The organism is Streptomyces sp. NPDC006655 (assembly GCF_040703965.1).
Classification (GTDB): Bacteria; Actinomycetota; Actinomycetes; order Streptomycetales; family Streptomycetaceae; genus Streptomyces.
The window spans coordinates 72,964-87,380 of sequence record NZ_JBEYJU010000018.1; the positions used below are offsets into that span (position 1 = coordinate 72,964).

General features: G+C 71.1%; 12 protein-coding genes and 1 pseudogene. 3 read left to right on the plus strand and 10 right to left on the minus strand.

Annotation, left to right across the window (positions count from 1 at the left end):
- Positions 1-231: 231 nt before the first annotated feature.
- The gene (locus AB0958_RS13540) at positions 232-600 is read right to left on the minus strand and encodes a GntR family transcriptional regulator (RefSeq protein ID WP_366890549.1); all 369 of its coding nucleotides are present in this window, start codon (positions 598-600) and stop codon (positions 232-234) included.
- 70 nt (positions 601-670) lie between these two features.
- Between AB0958_RS13540 and AB0958_RS13545 the strand changes: the two genes are divergently transcribed.
- Both AB0958_RS13545 and AB0958_RS13550 read left to right on the plus strand, forming a co-directional pair.
- Positions 671-1,600, plus strand: a complete 930-nt coding sequence (locus AB0958_RS13545) for a GNAT family N-acetyltransferase (protein WP_366890550.1) — start codon at positions 671-673, stop codon at positions 1,598-1,600.
- Positions 1,581-2,084, plus strand: a complete 504-nt coding sequence (locus AB0958_RS13550; protein ID WP_366890551.1) for a DUF402 domain-containing protein — start codon at positions 1,581-1,583, stop codon at positions 2,082-2,084. Before AB0958_RS13545 ends, AB0958_RS13550 begins: the two co-directional genes overlap by 20 nt.
- A 4-nt stretch (positions 2,085-2,088) precedes the next feature.
- Here the strand turns inward: AB0958_RS13550 and AB0958_RS13555 are convergent, their stop codons facing one another.
- Positions 2,089-2,703, minus strand: coding sequence for a class I SAM-dependent methyltransferase (locus AB0958_RS13555; RefSeq protein WP_366890552.1), 615 nt, complete (start codon positions 2,701-2,703; stop codon positions 2,089-2,091).
- 140 nt (positions 2,704-2,843) lie between these two features.
- Here AB0958_RS13555 and AB0958_RS13560 point away from each other — a divergent pair, with 140 nt between their 5' ends.
- Positions 2,844-2,978 (plus strand): hypothetical protein, encoded by a 135-nt coding sequence (locus AB0958_RS13560; protein WP_366890553.1) that lies wholly within the window; start codon positions 2,844-2,846, stop codon positions 2,976-2,978.
- A 22-nt stretch (positions 2,979-3,000) separates the two neighbouring features.
- On the opposite strand, the pseudogene AB0958_RS13565 reads toward AB0958_RS13560, so the two are convergent.
- The 8 genes and pseudogenes from AB0958_RS13565 to haaT form a co-directional block, all read right to left on the minus strand.
- Positions 3,001-3,185: pseudogene (locus AB0958_RS13565) on the minus strand (GNAT family N-acetyltransferase); the annotation flags it as partial.
- Positions 3,186-3,385: 200 nt separating this feature from the next.
- Complete coding sequence (locus AB0958_RS13570; RefSeq protein ID WP_366890554.1) at positions 3,386-4,246, minus strand: alpha/beta fold hydrolase; 861 nt, start codon at positions 4,244-4,246, stop codon at positions 3,386-3,388.
- A 119-nt stretch (positions 4,247-4,365) separates the two neighbouring features.
- Entirely contained in the window at positions 4,366-5,391 is a 1,026-nt protein-coding gene (locus tag AB0958_RS13575; protein WP_366890555.1) for an ImpB/MucB/SamB family protein, read from the minus strand.
- Entirely contained in the window at positions 5,388-8,840 is a 3,453-nt protein-coding gene (gene dnaE, locus AB0958_RS13580) for a DNA polymerase III subunit alpha (protein WP_366890556.1), read from the minus strand. Before dnaE ends, AB0958_RS13575 begins: the two co-directional genes overlap by 4 nt.
- A gap of 558 nt (positions 8,841-9,398) precedes the next feature.
- Positions 9,399-9,878, minus strand: coding sequence for a cyclophane-containing RiPP N-acetyltransferase HaaN (gene haaN, locus AB0958_RS13585; protein ID WP_366890557.1), 480 nt, complete (start codon positions 9,876-9,878; stop codon positions 9,399-9,401).
- Positions 9,879-9,970: 92 nt separating this feature from the next.
- Positions 9,971-11,131, minus strand: coding sequence for an FxsB family cyclophane-forming radical SAM/SPASM peptide maturase (locus AB0958_RS13590; RefSeq protein ID WP_366890558.1), 1,161 nt, complete (start codon positions 11,129-11,131; stop codon positions 9,971-9,973).
- A 12-nt stretch (positions 11,132-11,143) separates the two neighbouring features.
- Entirely contained in the window at positions 11,144-11,347 is a 204-nt protein-coding gene (haaA, locus tag AB0958_RS13595) for a HaaA family cyclophane-containing RiPP peptide (RefSeq protein ID WP_366890559.1), read from the minus strand.
- A 127-nt stretch (positions 11,348-11,474) separates the two neighbouring features.
- Complete coding sequence (gene haaT / locus AB0958_RS13600; protein WP_366890560.1) at positions 11,475-14,240, minus strand: cyclophane-containing RiPP biosynthesis TPR protein HaaT; 2,766 nt, start codon at positions 14,238-14,240, stop codon at positions 11,475-11,477.
- Positions 14,241-14,417 lie beyond the last annotated feature (177 nt).

Sequence of the window (14,417 nt, forward strand, 5' to 3'; positions counted from 1 at the left end):
ACGCCTCGGTGGCCGAGCAGGGTACGGCACCGCCGGAGCACGCCTCGGTGGCCGAGCAGGGTACGGCACCGCCGGATTCCATCGATGGCTGAACGCCGTTGCGGCTCGGGAAGGGACCCGTGGGTGGCGGAGAGGGACTTCCGCCGCATGCTTCTTCCCGCCGCAACGGCGTTCAGCCACCGCGGCGCGATCCGGCGGTGTCGAGCCCTGCTCAGCCGAACCCGGCATCCCCTAACGCCCGTAAGTCGCCCGCAGGGCGTCCCGCACCGCGGACAGCGCCTCCGCCTCGGCCAGCCCCAGCCGCCGGGCCCGGTCGGCGTAGGCCTGGGCGGCGGCCGACGCCTCGCGTTGCGCCGCCGACCCCGCCGCCGCTACGAACGTCCCGTTGCGCCCCCGGGTCTCGATCACCCCGTCCGTCTCCAGCGCCCGGTACGCCTTGGCCACGGTGTTCACCGCCAGCCCCAGCGACTCGGCCAGCCCCCGCACCGTCGGCAGCCGGTACCCCACCGGCAGTACCCCACCCCGCGCCTGCTCGGAAATCTGCGCCCGCACCTGCTCGTACGGCGGCGCGCTGTCATCGATGCGGATCTTCAAGGTCACGGCCCGATTCTCCCGCACCCGCCGGGAAAACAAGAGGCGCCCCGCACCCGTCCGGCATAGCGTGCGGTTCATGACAGTGATCGTGCGCGACCTGCGCCCCGAGGTCCGCTCCGACGCCGAGGGTTTCGTCCGGGTCCGGCGGCTGGCCCTTCCCTTCATGCTGTTCACCCCCGAGTCCGTGATGCACGACCTGACGCACACGCACCCGGACGCCCGCTTCCGGCAGCTGCTCGCCGAGCAGGACGGCGAGATCATCGGTACGGCCCAGGTCGGCCTCGCCCACGAGAGCACGGAGCCCGGCCAGGGCTATGCCAACGTGTACGTGCATCCGGAGCGCACCGGCCGGGGCGCCGGCACCCTCCTCGCCCGTGCGACGGAGGAACACCTGTCGGCGGCGGGCGCGACCACCTCGTACGCCTGGGTGCTGGACGCCCCGTCCCACCGCGCCTTCGCCGAGCGACGCGGCTACACCCGGAGCCGCTCCGCGCACTTCCTCCGGCTGGACCTCGCGCACGGCGCGCTCCCCCCGCTGCGGACCCCGCCCCCGGGTGTCGAACTGCGCACCGGCGCCGACTTCGCCGACGACCCGCGCCCGCTGTTCGACCTCGACGCGGAGACGATGCGGGACGAACCGAGCGACATCGGGACCGAGTTCGACGACTACGAGGCCTGGCTGGACGAGACCTGGCGGCACCCGCTGTTCAGCCGGGAGCTGACCTCGGTCGTCCTGGTGGACGGCCGCCCGGCGGCGTTCAGTGCGGCCCGCACCGACGGCGGCACCCGGTACGGCACGGTCATGACGGGTACGGCCCGGGCGTTCCGTGGCCGGGGCCTCGCCAAGCTCGCCAAGAACGCCTCCCTGCACCGGGCCCGCGCGGCCGGCTGCACCGAGGCGTTCACGGGCAACGACAGCGGCAACGGGCCGATGCTCGCGATCAACAAGTGGTTCGGGTACGACATCTGCGCGACGGAGGTCAGGTATGTCAGGGAACTCGGCTGAGCCGACGGCGGTGGTGGACGTCGTGCTGGTCAAGGCGGGCCGCACGAAGATCCGTTATCCGGCGGAGCTGCTCCACGACGACGGCACCCGGATCACCGTGCGCGCCCCCTGGGCCGGTGACACGGCCCGCGACTTCGGCTTCGTCCGCTTCGAACAGGGCGACGTCTTCACCGAGTTCTACTGGCGCGACCGCTGGTACGCGGTGAAGGAGGTCCGCGCCGCCGACGGCACGCTGAAGGGCTGGTACTGCGACGTCACCCGGCCGGCGACCCTCGGCGGCGGCCGGCTGGTCGTCGAGGACCTCGACCTGGACCTGTGGCGCTCCGCCGACGGCACGGACGTGCGCCGCCTGGACGAGGACGAGTTCGCCGAGAGCGGGCTGGCGGAGCGGGACCCCGCGGCCGCGTCGGCGGCCGCGGCCGCGCTCGACGCGCTGGAGGCCCTGGCCCAGGGTCCGGACTTCACCGCCCTGCTGTCACCGTGACCCGTCACACCGTCGCCACCACCGCGTACCGCTCGTCGCTGACCTCCTTGCCCCACAGCACCGCCGCCTCCGACAGCCGCTCCACGCGTACGTCCGCGGCCAGCGGCGCGAGGAGGGCGGTGAGCCGGTCGGCGGGTATGCCGACCGGGGTCACACTCCCCCACACGCCCTCCACCAGCACGAAGCGCCCCGCGGGGCGCAGCAGCGCACGCCAGTGCCGCAGGACCCGTGCGGGGTCGGGCAGCGCCCAGAGCACATGGCGTACGAGCACGGTGTCGAAGAGCCGCTCGCCCACCGGTGGTGCCGCGGCGTCACCCAGCAGGAACGCCGCGTCACGGCCGGCGAGCTTGGCGCGGGCCCGCGCCACCATCTCCGGGGAGCTGTCCACGCCGGTGACCCGGTGTCCCTGCTCGGCGGCGAGGAGGGAGAGGCTGCCGGTGCCGCAGCCGAGGTCGAGGACGTCGACGGGACGTCCGGGCAGCCAGGTACGCAGCCGCTCGGCCCAGGCCGCCCGCACCTCGGGCGCCCTCAGGCCGTGATCAGGCTCGTCGTCGAACCGGGCGGCTTCGGCATCCCAGTCGACACGCACCGCAAGGGTGTGGTCACTCTCGTTCGTCATGCCCCAAGAGTGACACCCGGCACTGACACTCGATCCGTGTGACAGCGACCACTGACAGACCGGCACCGATGAGGAACTCTCGCCAAAAGGGTCTACCTCCGTGACAACGCGGAACTCGGTAGGCACTGAAGGAGGCACCCATGCGCCGCACTACCGTGCAGAAGCCCCTGAAGAGGACGGACAGCCGCCGGATCCCCGAGGAGGCCGACGAGCGCCCCGCCGGACGCCCGGAGGTGCGGAAGGACATCGCACGCACCTGGTGGCCGGACGGCTGACCGCGCGGTCCCCGCACGCCCCTCACTCCAGCCGCTTGCGGTAGTGGATACGGTCGTACGGTCCGTCCAGGCGCCGCCCGACGACCTCGTATCCGTACTTCGGTCAGATCTCCTGGCGCACGCGCGCGTGCGCGTGCGTCCACACTCCAGCAGCCGCCGTCCCGCGCCCGTGCCGTGCGCGTCGGGGCGGACGGCGATGCCGTCGAGGTCGTTCACCATGCCGTGGACGCTGACTACCTCAGCGGAGTCTGAGTACTCCCTTAAGGCGACCATAAGGATCTCCGTCACCCGCTCTCAGCAGGCGATTCCACGGTTTTCTAGGGCTGGTTACTGATCGCCCACGACTCCGGGGCCTGACCGGCGGCTCAGGTCGGACAGGCCCCGGCGGGGTGCGGCCGGGCTGCGGCTCAGCTCAGCGCCGACGCGCAGGTGGTGGCGGTGGCGTGGGCCGGGTCGAGCGCGTTGGCCACCTCGTGGAAGGCGATCCGGTCGAAGAGGCCGATCGCCACGTGTTCTGAGAGGTCCAGCGGGCACAGGTCCTGGAGCAGGACGTTGGTGACGCCGGAGCCGCTCAGGTACTGGCTCTGCCAGGGCGTGGCCACCTCGTCGTACTTGGTGGCGATGACCGTGTAGTGCACTCCGGGGACGGTGTCGCCGCCCGCGTTGAGCTGGGTGAGGAAGGCGGAGCCGGGGATCTGGTCGGCGAGGCCGGGGGTGGTGGCGTTGACCAGGTCCGAGGCGCCGGGGAAGTACGGCAGCAGGTTGGTGAGGCCGCTGAGGGTGGCGCCGTGGTTGTCGGGGGCGAGGCCGACGAGGGCGTTCACCTTGGCGGCGCCGCCGAGGAATCTCAGGTAGTAGCGGGGCATCAGGCCGCCCTGGGAGTGGCCGACGAGGTCGGCCTTGGCGGCGCCGGTGGCGGTGAGCACCTTGTCGACGAAGGCGGAGAGCTGTTGCGCCGACGCGGCGATGGGGCCGAGGCCGTAGAAGACGGGGACGCCGTTCAGTTGGCCGTAGTCGAGGGAGAAGACGCAGTAGCCGCGGTCCTCCAGGTACGGGGCGAGGGACAGCCAGTTGTCGACGGAGTTGCCGAGGGTGCCGTGGACCAGGATCACGGGTCGGGGGTGGGCGGCCGACGGGTGGCACGAGTAGTCGTTCCAACCGGTGCTGGGGGCGCTGGACGCATGGGCGGTGGCGGCGGGGACGGTGGCGACGGAGGCGGCGAGGAGCAGCGCGGTCAGGGGTCTGAGCACTCGCTTCCAGGGCAGCATCGTGTGATCTCCTTGCGGCTCAAGGGAGTTGCGACGGCCTTACGCCCTGTGATCCGGATCACGAGGATGCTGTTCATCCATCAAGTTACGGACGAGTAGTGCAACCGTGAAGTTACGCGTCAGTAAAACTTTCCAGTAACCCCAGCCAGGGTGGCCGGCCGTACCGCCAGGGGGCCGAACCGGCGGCGGGCGCGGTCGGCGGCGGCTTCGGCCGCACGGGCACGATCGTCACCCGGATCCATGGAGAGTTGACGGTAGGCACTGTCCGCCGGCAGCAGTCCGTCGGCCCGGAGCACGAAGGCACGGACCCTCGCCCGCTGCAGCCCGAGGGAGTCCAGCAGGCCCAGGGCGGTCGTCGCGAGATCGGGTGAGTGGTCGGTGGGTTCCGGCAGGGTGCGCGTGCGCGTGCTGGAGCTGCGGTCGGCGTACCGCACGGCGAGGGTGAGCCGGCCGGCTATCTGGCGTTCGGCGCGCAGGCGTTGGCCGATCCGGTCGGCGAGCCCCAGGACCGCCCGGTGCTGCTGCGCCGGGTCGAGGCAGTCCCGGTCCAGCGTCAGGTCGGCGACCAGCCGCGCCGCAGGTTCCACCGGGGTGACCGGGCGTGGATCGTGGCCACGGGCGCGTTCGGCCAGGAGCCGGGCGGGCCCCGCACCGAGCAGTCGCTGGAGGGTTCCGGCGGGCAGGTCGACGACCTGCCCGATGGTGTGCAGTCCGTATCTGCGCAACGTCTCCGCCGTGGTGCGGCCGATCCCGGGCAGGGCGGTGACCGGTCGCGGGTACAGCCAGTCGGCCGCCTGCCCGGTGGGCACCCAGGTGGCCTCCCCCGGCGCGGACGCGTCGGCCGCCATCGCCGCCAGCATCCGGTTGCCCGCGAGCCCGGCGCTGCTGTCGATGCCGTAGAGGGCCTTCAGCCTCATCATCGTCGTCTGGACCAGGTCGTAGGGGGACAGGTCGAAGTAGCGGAGCGCCGACGTCAGGTCGAGCTGGACGGCGTCGGGCGGGACGGCCTGGACGTGCGGCGTGATTCCGGACACCAGTTCGATTATGTCGCCGTACTGCTCCTCGGTCAGGGCCGCGTGCAGGTGCAGGTGGGCGATGTGCCGCTGCCGTGGCCTCGTCCCGCTGGTCCCGCTCGTCCCGCTCATCCCGCGCTCCCGGGGCTTCGGTGGCCGAACTTCTTCAGGTCCGCCGAGCGGGTGCCGGCCGGCTGGAGGTCGGCGTACGGGTGCAGGCGGGCGCCGGTGGTGCCGTTGGCGAGGGTGCGCCGCGGCTGGGCGGGGGTCGGGTGCGGGCGGCTTCGGCCGAGGAGGGCGAGCGCGGCCTCGGGGCCGTTGTCGCGGCGGGCGGTGGCGATCTCGTCCAGGTCCCAGGCCATGGTGCCGACGACGGTGCGGCGGGTGCCGCGCACCTGGACCGTGCCGCGCACCAGCAGCAGCCCGCTGTGGAAGACGGTGTACGCGCAGGCCGGGTGGGAGTCCTCGAAGAACGCCAGGTCGACCAGGCCGGACCCGTCCTCCAGCGTGACGAAGATGATCCGTCTGCCGCTGGCGATCGGCGGGGTCTGGGTCGAGGCCCGCACACCGGCGACGAGGACCTGCTGACCGGCGCGCAGGCCCGCCAGGTGGGCCGCGTCGGTCGCGCCGATCTCGCGGAGCAGCCGGTGGTGGTGCTCCATCAGGTGCCGGGAGACGTCGATGCCGAGGGTGTTCAGCTCGGCGCTCAGGGCCTCGCGGCCGGTCATCTCCGGGAGCCCGCTCGGCTCCACGCCGCCGAGGGCACCCGCGTCAAAGGGCAGCTGGCCCTTGCCCGCGGACCGGGTCCGGGCGGCCCGGTGGAGTTCGGCGATCTGGAGCAGCAGGTCGCGCCGGGTGAGCCGGCCGTCGTGGAGCCGGTCCAGGGCGCCGATCTCGGCGAGGCGTTCGGCGACCGGCCGGCTGGGCCGGGCCCGCTGCCAGAAGTCCGACAGCGATCCGTACGGCTGCCCCTCCTCGATCCGGGCGCACTCGTCCTCGCTGATGCCGTGCACCCCGCGGAGGGCGAGGCGTACCCCCCACCGGTCGCCGTCGGTCTTCTCCACGGTGTGCTGCACCCGCGAGTCGTTGACGTCGACGGGCAGTACGGGCACGCCACGGCGGCGGGCGTCGGAGACGAGGACGCGCTTGGGCCACATCCCGGGGTCGTGTTCGAGCAGGCCCGCCAGCAGGAACGCCGGGTGGTGCGCCTTGAGCCAGGCACTCTGCAGCGCGGGTACGGCGAAGGCGACCGCGTGGGCCCGGCAGAAGCCGTACGCGCCGAAGGCCTCGACGGTCCTCCAGACCTCGTCCCGGACGGCCGCCCCGTAACCACGGGCCTGCGCCTGCCGGTGGAACCAGTCCCTGATGCCGGGCAGCCGGTGCCGGTCGCCGAGCGCGCGCCGGGCGACCTCGGCCAGGGCCCGGTCGCAGCCGGTCATCACATGCAGGGTGTCGATGATCTGCTCGTGCCAGATGGTCACGCCGTAGGTGTCGGCGAGGACCGGTTCGAGGTCCGGGTGGGCGTAGGCGGGTGCGCCGCCGTGGCGGGCGGCGATGTAGCGCTCGGGCATGCCGCCGGCGACCGGTCCGGGGCGGAAGAGGCTGATGTCGGCGATGACGTCCTGCGGATCGCGGGGCTGCAACCGGGACAGCAGGTCCTGCTGGCCGGGCGACTCCAGCTGGAACAGGCCCAGGGTCTGGCTCTCCTGGATGAGCTTGAACGCGAAGACGTCGTCCAGCGGAACCTGCCCGGGGTCGTCCAGGTCGACGCGGTTCCCGGTGGTCCGTTCGATCTCCGCGACGGCGTGGGCCATGGCGGACTGCATGCGGACGCCCAGGACGTCGAGTTTGATGTTGCCGAGGTCCTCGATCTCCTCCTTGGCGGCCATGGCCATGGGGTAGTCGCCCTGCGGGGTGGGCTGCACCGGCAGCCGGTCCAGCAGGGTGGCGTCGCTGATGACCACGCCGCAGGGGTGCATGGCCATGCCGTGCACCAGCGAGTCGAGGCCTTCGGCGAGCTCCCACAGCGGTCCGTACCGGTGCGCCTCAGCGGCGAGCCGGCGCAGTTCGGGCAGTTCGGCGAGGGCGCCGGTGATGTCGCAGGCGCGCAGGTGCGGGAAGCTCTTGGCGATGCGGTCGACATCGGCCGGTGCGATGCCGAGGGCGAGGCCGGTGTCGCGCAGCGCCCTGCGCGCCCGGTAGGTCTCGGGCATCGCGGTGACCGCCACCCGTTCCTTGCCGAACCGTTCGAAGATCGTGTCGTAGCACTCCAGGCGGCGGGCGGACTCCACGTCGATGTCGATGTCGGGCAGCGAGGCCCGGCGCACGCTCAGAAACCGTTCGAACAGCAGGCGGTGGTCGAGCGGGTTGGCGGTGGCGATGCCCAGCGCGTGGCAGACCATCGAGCCGGCGCCCGAGCCGCGGGCCGCGACCCGGATGCCCCTGGCCCGGATGTCGGCGACGACCTGGCCGACGGCGAGGAAGTACGAGTCGTAGCGCAGCGTGGAGATCACCTCGAGCTCTTCGTCCAGCCGGTCGAGCGCCGCCCGGTCCCGGTCGAGTCCGCGCCGGACCAGGCCGGCCTCGCACTGCCCGCGCAGCAGTTGGGCGGCTCCGCCCGGCCCGGGCTCCGCGCCGAAGAGCGCAGCCTCCGGGAAGTGGTGGACTCCCAGGCCCAGGTCGGCCCGGGGGTCGACGGTGCACGCGGCCGCCGTGGCGGCGGTGTCCGCCACCAGTCGGCGGGCCCGCCCAAGGTCCGCTCCCGCGCACTCGGCGACCAGTCTCGCGACGGCCGCCATCGCCCTGTCGTCCTTGAGCCAGCGCTGCCCGCTGTCCAGCCGGTTCCGGTCGATCGGCCGCAGCAGCCGGGCGGCGTCCAGGACGTCGGCGAGGCGGTGCTGGTCGGGGTCGGCGTAGCGGACGGCGTTGGAGAGCACGGCGGTGGTGCCGGTGCGGTCGGCCAGCGCGAGGGTGCGGGCCGCCAGACGCAGGGATCCCGGGCCGGTGCCGGAACGTTTCTGCGCAACGGCTTCCAGCTGGACGCCACCCCCGAAGATCTCCTTCCAGGGCTCCAGCAGCCGCACCGCGACGTCCTCCCGGCCCACCGACAGTGCCCTCACCGGCTCCGAGAGCGGTCCGAGCAGCACGGCCAGACCCGGACCTCCGTACTCCCGCAACGCCTCCCACGGCACCACCGGCGGCACCCCGGACACGGCGCCGACGTGGGCGGCCGACGTGATCCGGCACAGCCGCGCCCAGCCCTCCCGGCTCTGCGCGAGCAGCACGAACCGCAGCGGCGGCTCGATCACGTGCGCGCCACCGCGCGCCGGGGTACGGCCACGCCGGCCGGGCGGCGGGGGCGCGAGGGCCCGCACCGCCAGGTCGACGCCGAAGAGCGGCCGGACCCCCTCTTTCGCACAGGCCTGCGCGAATCGAACAGCACCGGTGACCGTGTCCCGGTCGGTGAGCGCGAGCGCGGGCATGCCGCGTTCGGCCGCCCGCCGGGCGAGGTGCTCGGGATGGGAGGCGCCGTAGCGGATGGAGTAACCGGACGCGACGTGCAGATGAGCGAAGCCCGTCATGCCGCACCTCCATCCACTCCACCCCTTTTCGGTCATTCACCCGATATGTTCATCGTACTCGCGTTCGATTACTCTAACCCCATCAGCCCCGGTCAGCGAGTCCGCACTCGAACATGTAAGCGACACCATGGCGGAGGTAGCTGCGGCTCGGGGATGCCACACCGCCACCTCCCCGCTCAGGCATCGCAGTTGGGATAGGCCGCCCCTGCAGCACGCGCCAGACCACCGGCCTCAGCAGCACGTGCCAGACGGACGAGCAAGGGCTTGCCACCTGCCCCGCACTTTCCATGACGGAATAGACCCCGGATCCGCCGCGTCAGCCGCGCCTCCAAGGCGGCGCCGAATCTACTGTCGGCCCGCCGCCTCGATACCCTTCGCCTCCACTTCCCAGCCCAGATCCCCCGAGGCAAGGCCCCACTCCACGAGGCAAGGAATCCCCCCATCGACCGAGCGCGGAGAGAACCACCACCAGATGTATCCGCACTCACACGCGATCCGGTCCATCACGAGGACGTGGCGGTCGTCGGCTTTGACAGAGAGGGCATTCTCGCCCAACCCTCATGCGGTGCCGGAGTCGACCCGGTAGACGATCTTTCCGTCGGCTTTGGTGAACCCGAGTGCCTCGTAGAAGGCCGGTGCGCCTGGGTTGTCACGGTCAGCCATCCACTCCACCCGGCTGCACCCGGCGCGCGCGGCGGCCAAGGAGCGGAGTTCACCCATGAGGCGGGCACCGATGCCCTGTCGGCGCAGGGTGCCGCGGACGTAGAGCTCCTTCAGGAACAGGGAGTGCGAGGAGCCGGCGGCTGGCCATAGGTAGGAATAAGCGGCGAGACCCACGATGTCCCCGGCCTCGTCCTCGACGAGCAGGGCGGATGCGAGTGGTGGCGCACCGAAGAGGGCTTCTTCCACCTGGAGGCGACGCTCCTCGATCGGCTGGATATCGGTATCGGCAGCTCCGTAGTACCGCTCGATCTCTTCGATCAGCTCGGCCAAGGCCGGGACGTCCCGCTTCTCCGCGGGACGGATCGTCACGGTCATCGGCGCCTCCTGTCCTTCCTCGATTGCTTCGATGTCTGCTGCATTCGCTCTTTCCAACGCGTGGCCCTCTCCCCGCGGTACGGCACACGCGCCTACGGCGACGCCGCAGCCCGCGCGTAGGGGTTCCAGCCGTGCTGCCGCAAGGAGCCCTGCACGTGTCGGATGAGGTACTCCAGGTCCGCGCAGTAGACAGATGGATTCCGGTAGTCCTGTGCCTCGCTGAAGCGGTGTGGGAGGTAGCCACCACCGCACACGTCCACGAGTGGGCAGGCACGGCACTGTTCGGCAAGCGCATCCTTGCCGTGCTGCCGGTGCAGCAGCTTCGGATGCGACAGAGCTTCATCGAATGAGTGGCGGAGGACGTCGAGCCCGAGCCAGGAGGCGCCCTCCTCAACCGACCGCAGGGTGTCCACCGCTTCAATGGAGCCGTCGGACTCGAGCACGACGCTCGTCGGCGGGGCCAGGCCGAGCGTCTCCACCGAGCCGCGCACACCAGAGCTGAGGGCCACGATGTCCTCCAGCATCCGGACGCTGTGCCGGTACTCGGGCCGGGCGAGCCAGGCGTCGTACACCCTGCTCAGCCAAAGCCCGTACTCGGGCACGCTAGGGTCGGCGCGGTGCGGCGGGTCGTCATGGGTCGCGTGCGGCAGACCGAAGTCGATCACGGGCGGTTCGAACGCCGCCAGGTAGTCGTGAACCTCCACCGGGTCGTTGGCCAGGTCCACGACGGCAAGAAGCCCTGCGAACAGGTGAGGCCGCGACCGCAGGAGTGCGATGCCGTGCACGGCAGAGGCGGCGCTCGATCGCCCTGTGGGGGTCAGCCGGTGCCGGTCGTTCGCATGCGGCGGTCCGTCGAGGCTGACACCCACGGCGACCTCGTACCGCTCGAAGAGGTCCAGCCAGGCCCCGGACAGAAGAGTCCCGTTGGTCTGGAGCTCGAAAAGTACCCGCGTCCCGTTCGGCAGACTCTCCCTAACGACTTCCAGTAGCTCAGCCATGTGCTGGACGCCGACGAGGAGCGGCTCTCCGCCGTGCAGGACGACGTGAATGGTCCGAAGGCCGTGTGTGGAGGCGTGCTCACCGATCCTCCGGGCTGCGGCCCGGGCCACAGCGAGGTCCATCCGGGCGGGCAGGTGCCGCGCCGCCTGGTCCCTGGAGTTGAAGACGAAGCAATAGTCGCAGTCGATGTTGCAGCGGTTGGCGACCTTGAGGATGAACGTCCTGAAAGGAACGGGGCCTTCGGGTTCCGTCATCGAGCAATGCGCCTACAGCGGCCAGGGCCAGGTGAGCGAAGCCGCGTGAGCACCGTCGCCGAACCGGCCCGTCGCGCCCTCCTCTGCCTCCAGCCGTTGCCGGACACGGGCGGCCACACGGTCCAGGACGGCGGCGCCGGCTACCGTCGGAACTGCGGACGCTTGGCCGACGGACGGAATGGTGCGTGGCTCGGTGGCGGACGTGAGTGACGGCATTCAACGCTCCTCGTAAGGTACGTGCCGGAGGCGGCACGGTGCGATGGGGTTGAAGCGACAGATCAGCCGGAAACGTAGCATCCTCAACCACACACCCGGCACGGGGAATTCGGCCACATGGTCGGTGTCAGCCAGACCGCGGCACCAGCAAACGTTCGAGGTCGTCGGCGGCCGCGCTCACGCCCAGCCGCCGGTACACCGTCAGGGCGGCTCGCAGCGAGCCCACACCGTGACCAGGTCCGTCAACCGTCCAGTCGCAGCGGCCGATGCCCTCCAGCGCCCGCGCCTCCTCCAGCGGGCAGCGGATGTCCTGCGTGAGTGTGAGGGCCTGATCGAAGTGCCGGCGGGCGGCTGTCGGTTCATCGGAGGTGAGCAGCAGCATCCCCCAGTGGTTCAGTACCTCTGTCTCGCCGTACCGGTCGCCTAGGCCCCGCATGATCTCCAGACCGCGTTGGAACGCCTCGATCGCGCCGTCGCGTTCACCGACGACGCCGAGCGCCGCGCCCAGCTCGCTCAGCGAGGCGGCCTCACCCCCGCGGCTGCCGAGTTCGCGGTAGGCGTCCAAGGCCTCCTCCAGATGCCGGATCGCCTCTGTCGCATCCCCGGAAACGCGGTCCACGACCCCAAGGTGGCGGACGCTGGTCGCTTGGCCGAACCGTTCACCGAGCTCGATGAAGTGCGCCAGTGCCTGGCTGTGTGCCGTCCGCGCTCCTTCAATGTCTCCGGTCTGCCGTCGGACGATGCCCAGCTCGTTCAGCGCGTAAGCCTGGTGTGTACGGTCGTCCAGCTCCAGGTAGATGTTGAACGCTTCCTGGTGATGCCGTGCGGCCAGGTCGTATGAGCCCATGAGGCAGTGCACGACGCCCAGGTCTCGTAGGGAGTTGGCCTCCCCGTACCGGTCCCCAAGCTCTCGGTAGATCGTCAGGGCCTCGCTCTGTGCCTCCACGGCGGCGTCGAACCGGCTCATCTGCCGGTGCGTCATGCCGAGGTCGGCGAGTGCGTTCGCCTGTCCGAGCCGGTAGCCCAGCTCTCGGTATAGGGCAAGGGCCTCGGTCTGGGCGCGGGCCGCGTCCTCGTTGTCGGCGGTCAGGTACCAGACGATGCCCAGTTGGTTGAGTGCGTCCGCCTTGCCGCGCCGTTCGTCGACCGCTTCGTACGCCGTCACGGCGTCGCCGAGGGACTCGATCGCCTGCGGGTAGGCAGCCATGAAGCGGCGCACGACACCGAGTTCGGCGAGAGCGTCGCCGCGGGCCCGCTGGTCGCCGGCGTGGCGGGCGGCCTCGGCGGCGGTCCGGTGGAGCCCGACGGCCTGGTCCCAGGGACCGGCCTGGCGCAGGAAGGGCGCCATGGCCGCAGCGAGCCTGACGACGAGGTCGTATAGAGCAAGGCCGTTTGCCTGCCGGACACAGGCGAGGATGTTGGCCCGCTCTGTCTCCAGCCAGCTCATAGCGTCCGCCCGCGACTCCATGGCCGGCGTCTCTACCCGTGAGGCGCCGTCCGGTGCTGGCGGCACTACCGCACCACTGCGCCCGATGTGCCCGTTTACGACGGCGAGAGCGGCCAGGTAGTAAGTGCACACGCGCTGTACGGCCTGTACGTGGTCCATGCTGTCCCCCTCGGCGGCGAGACCGCGAGCGTAGTCACGCAGGAGATCGTGCAGCCGGTAGCGACTCCCAGGTTGCTCGTCGATCAGGTGGTCGTCGTAGAGCGCTTCGAGGTGCCCACGAGCCACCACGGCGGAGACCTCACCAAGAGCCGCGCCGACGTGCGGGTCGAGATCGCTGCCGAGGAAGAAGCCGAGCCGATGGAAGAAGCGTTGACGCTCCGGTGCCAGGTCCCGGTAAGAGAGATCGAACGTCGCGGTGACGGCGCGCTCCCCAGCCTGCAGCTCTCCCAGCCGGTCCCGCGCCGCCAGCAGCCGCCCGCGCAGGTCCTCGGCGGTCCAGGACGGATGATGCCGCAGCCGTGCCGCGAGCAGAGACACCCCCAGAGGCAGGCACCCGCACAGCCGGACCAACTCGTCCACCACATCCCGGTCCAGCGCATCGGCCGGCCGCCCACTGAGCCGTACGAAGAGGCCGACCGCGTGATCCGGCGGCAGCGCGTCCACCGACATGACCACCTCCTCGTTCGCCACCAGTCGCCTGCGGCTGGTCACCAACACCAGGCACCCGCTCCCACCAGGGAGCAGCGGCTCCAGCTGCCGGTAGCTGGCCGCGTTATCGAGAATCAGCAGCGCCTTCTTGTCCGCGAGTCTGCTCCGCCACATGGCGGCCCGGGCCTCCGTGACCGCTCCGACGTCGTCCCCGACAGGGATCTGCTGCGTCGACACGCCGGCGGCCGCGAGAAGAGAGGCGAGCGCCTCGCTGGCCTGCACGGGAGTACGCCCCGGCGTGTACCCGTTGAGATTCACGAAGAGCTGCCCGTCGGGGAACCGCTCCGAGAGCAGATGGCCGGCGTGTACGGCGAAAGTAGTCTTCCCGACCCCCGGCATCCCGTCGATCACGTGAACGGGCAGACCCTCGCCATGCTCCTGTGAGGCCCGCACCGAGCCCACCAGCAGCTCCAGCTCCGCGGTACGGTCGGTGAACGCTGCGGTGTCGCGTGGCAGCGAACGCAGCACCTGGGCTGCTCCTGGAGGCCCCCCTCCATCCTCCGGTCGCCCTGGCGGGATGGGAGTCCGCTCGGAGAGCCAGGCAAGCAGGGCCGCCAGCCCCGCCATCGTCACGCCCAACACGACAAACGAGAACCAGGGATGCTCCTGTAACCACCCCAGCCAGCCGGGCCAACGCGACTCGTTGGACACGGCGTTCGTGACAAGTCCGACCAGCAGGGTGATCACAGCGCCGCCTCCGGCGACGACGGCGATTGCGGTCCCGCGCCAGATCCTCATACGAAGGCCCCCGAGTCCGACGCCCCGACGTTCCTAGCGGAACAGCCCTCGTGAACCATGGTCAAGAGCACAATCGCGCCGCGGCAGTGCTTGCACTGTGAGTCATCGCCCGACTTCATCGTCGTACAAAATCCTGGTGTCCGCACCCCGCGCCGCTACGGACGAGCGCGGGGTGCT

Coding starts and splice junctions, on each gene's coding strand:
- AB0958_RS13545 (WP_366890550.1), top strand. CDS start 671: ATGACAGTGATCGTGCGCGACCTGCGCCCCGAGGTCCGCTCCGACGCC.
- AB0958_RS13550 (WP_366890551.1), top strand. CDS start 1,581: ATGTCAGGGAACTCGGCTGAGCCGACGGCGGTGGTGGACGTCGTGCTG.
- AB0958_RS13555 (WP_366890552.1), bottom strand. CDS start 2,703: ATGACGAACGAGAGTGACCACACCCTTGCGGTGCGTGTCGACTGGGAT.
- AB0958_RS13560 (WP_366890553.1), top strand. CDS start 2,844: ATGCGCCGCACTACCGTGCAGAAGCCCCTGAAGAGGACGGACAGCCGC.
- AB0958_RS13570 (WP_366890554.1), bottom strand. CDS start 4,246: ATGCTGCCCTGGAAGCGAGTGCTCAGACCCCTGACCGCGCTGCTCCTC.
- AB0958_RS13575 (WP_366890555.1), bottom strand. CDS start 5,391: ATGAGCGGGACGAGCGGGACCAGCGGGACGAGGCCACGGCAGCGGCAC.
- dnaE (WP_366890556.1), bottom strand. CDS start 8,840: ATGACGGGCTTCGCTCATCTGCACGTCGCGTCCGGTTACTCCATCCGC.
- haaN (WP_366890557.1), bottom strand. CDS start 9,878: ATGACCGTGACGATCCGTCCCGCGGAGAAGCGGGACGTCCCGGCCTTG.
- AB0958_RS13590 (WP_366890558.1), bottom strand. CDS start 11,131: ATGACGGAACCCGAAGGCCCCGTTCCTTTCAGGACGTTCATCCTCAAG.
- haaA (WP_366890559.1), bottom strand. CDS start 11,347: ATGCCGTCACTCACGTCCGCCACCGAGCCACGCACCATTCCGTCCGTC.
- haaT (WP_366890560.1), bottom strand. CDS start 14,240: ATGAGGATCTGGCGCGGGACCGCAATCGCCGTCGTCGCCGGAGGCGGC.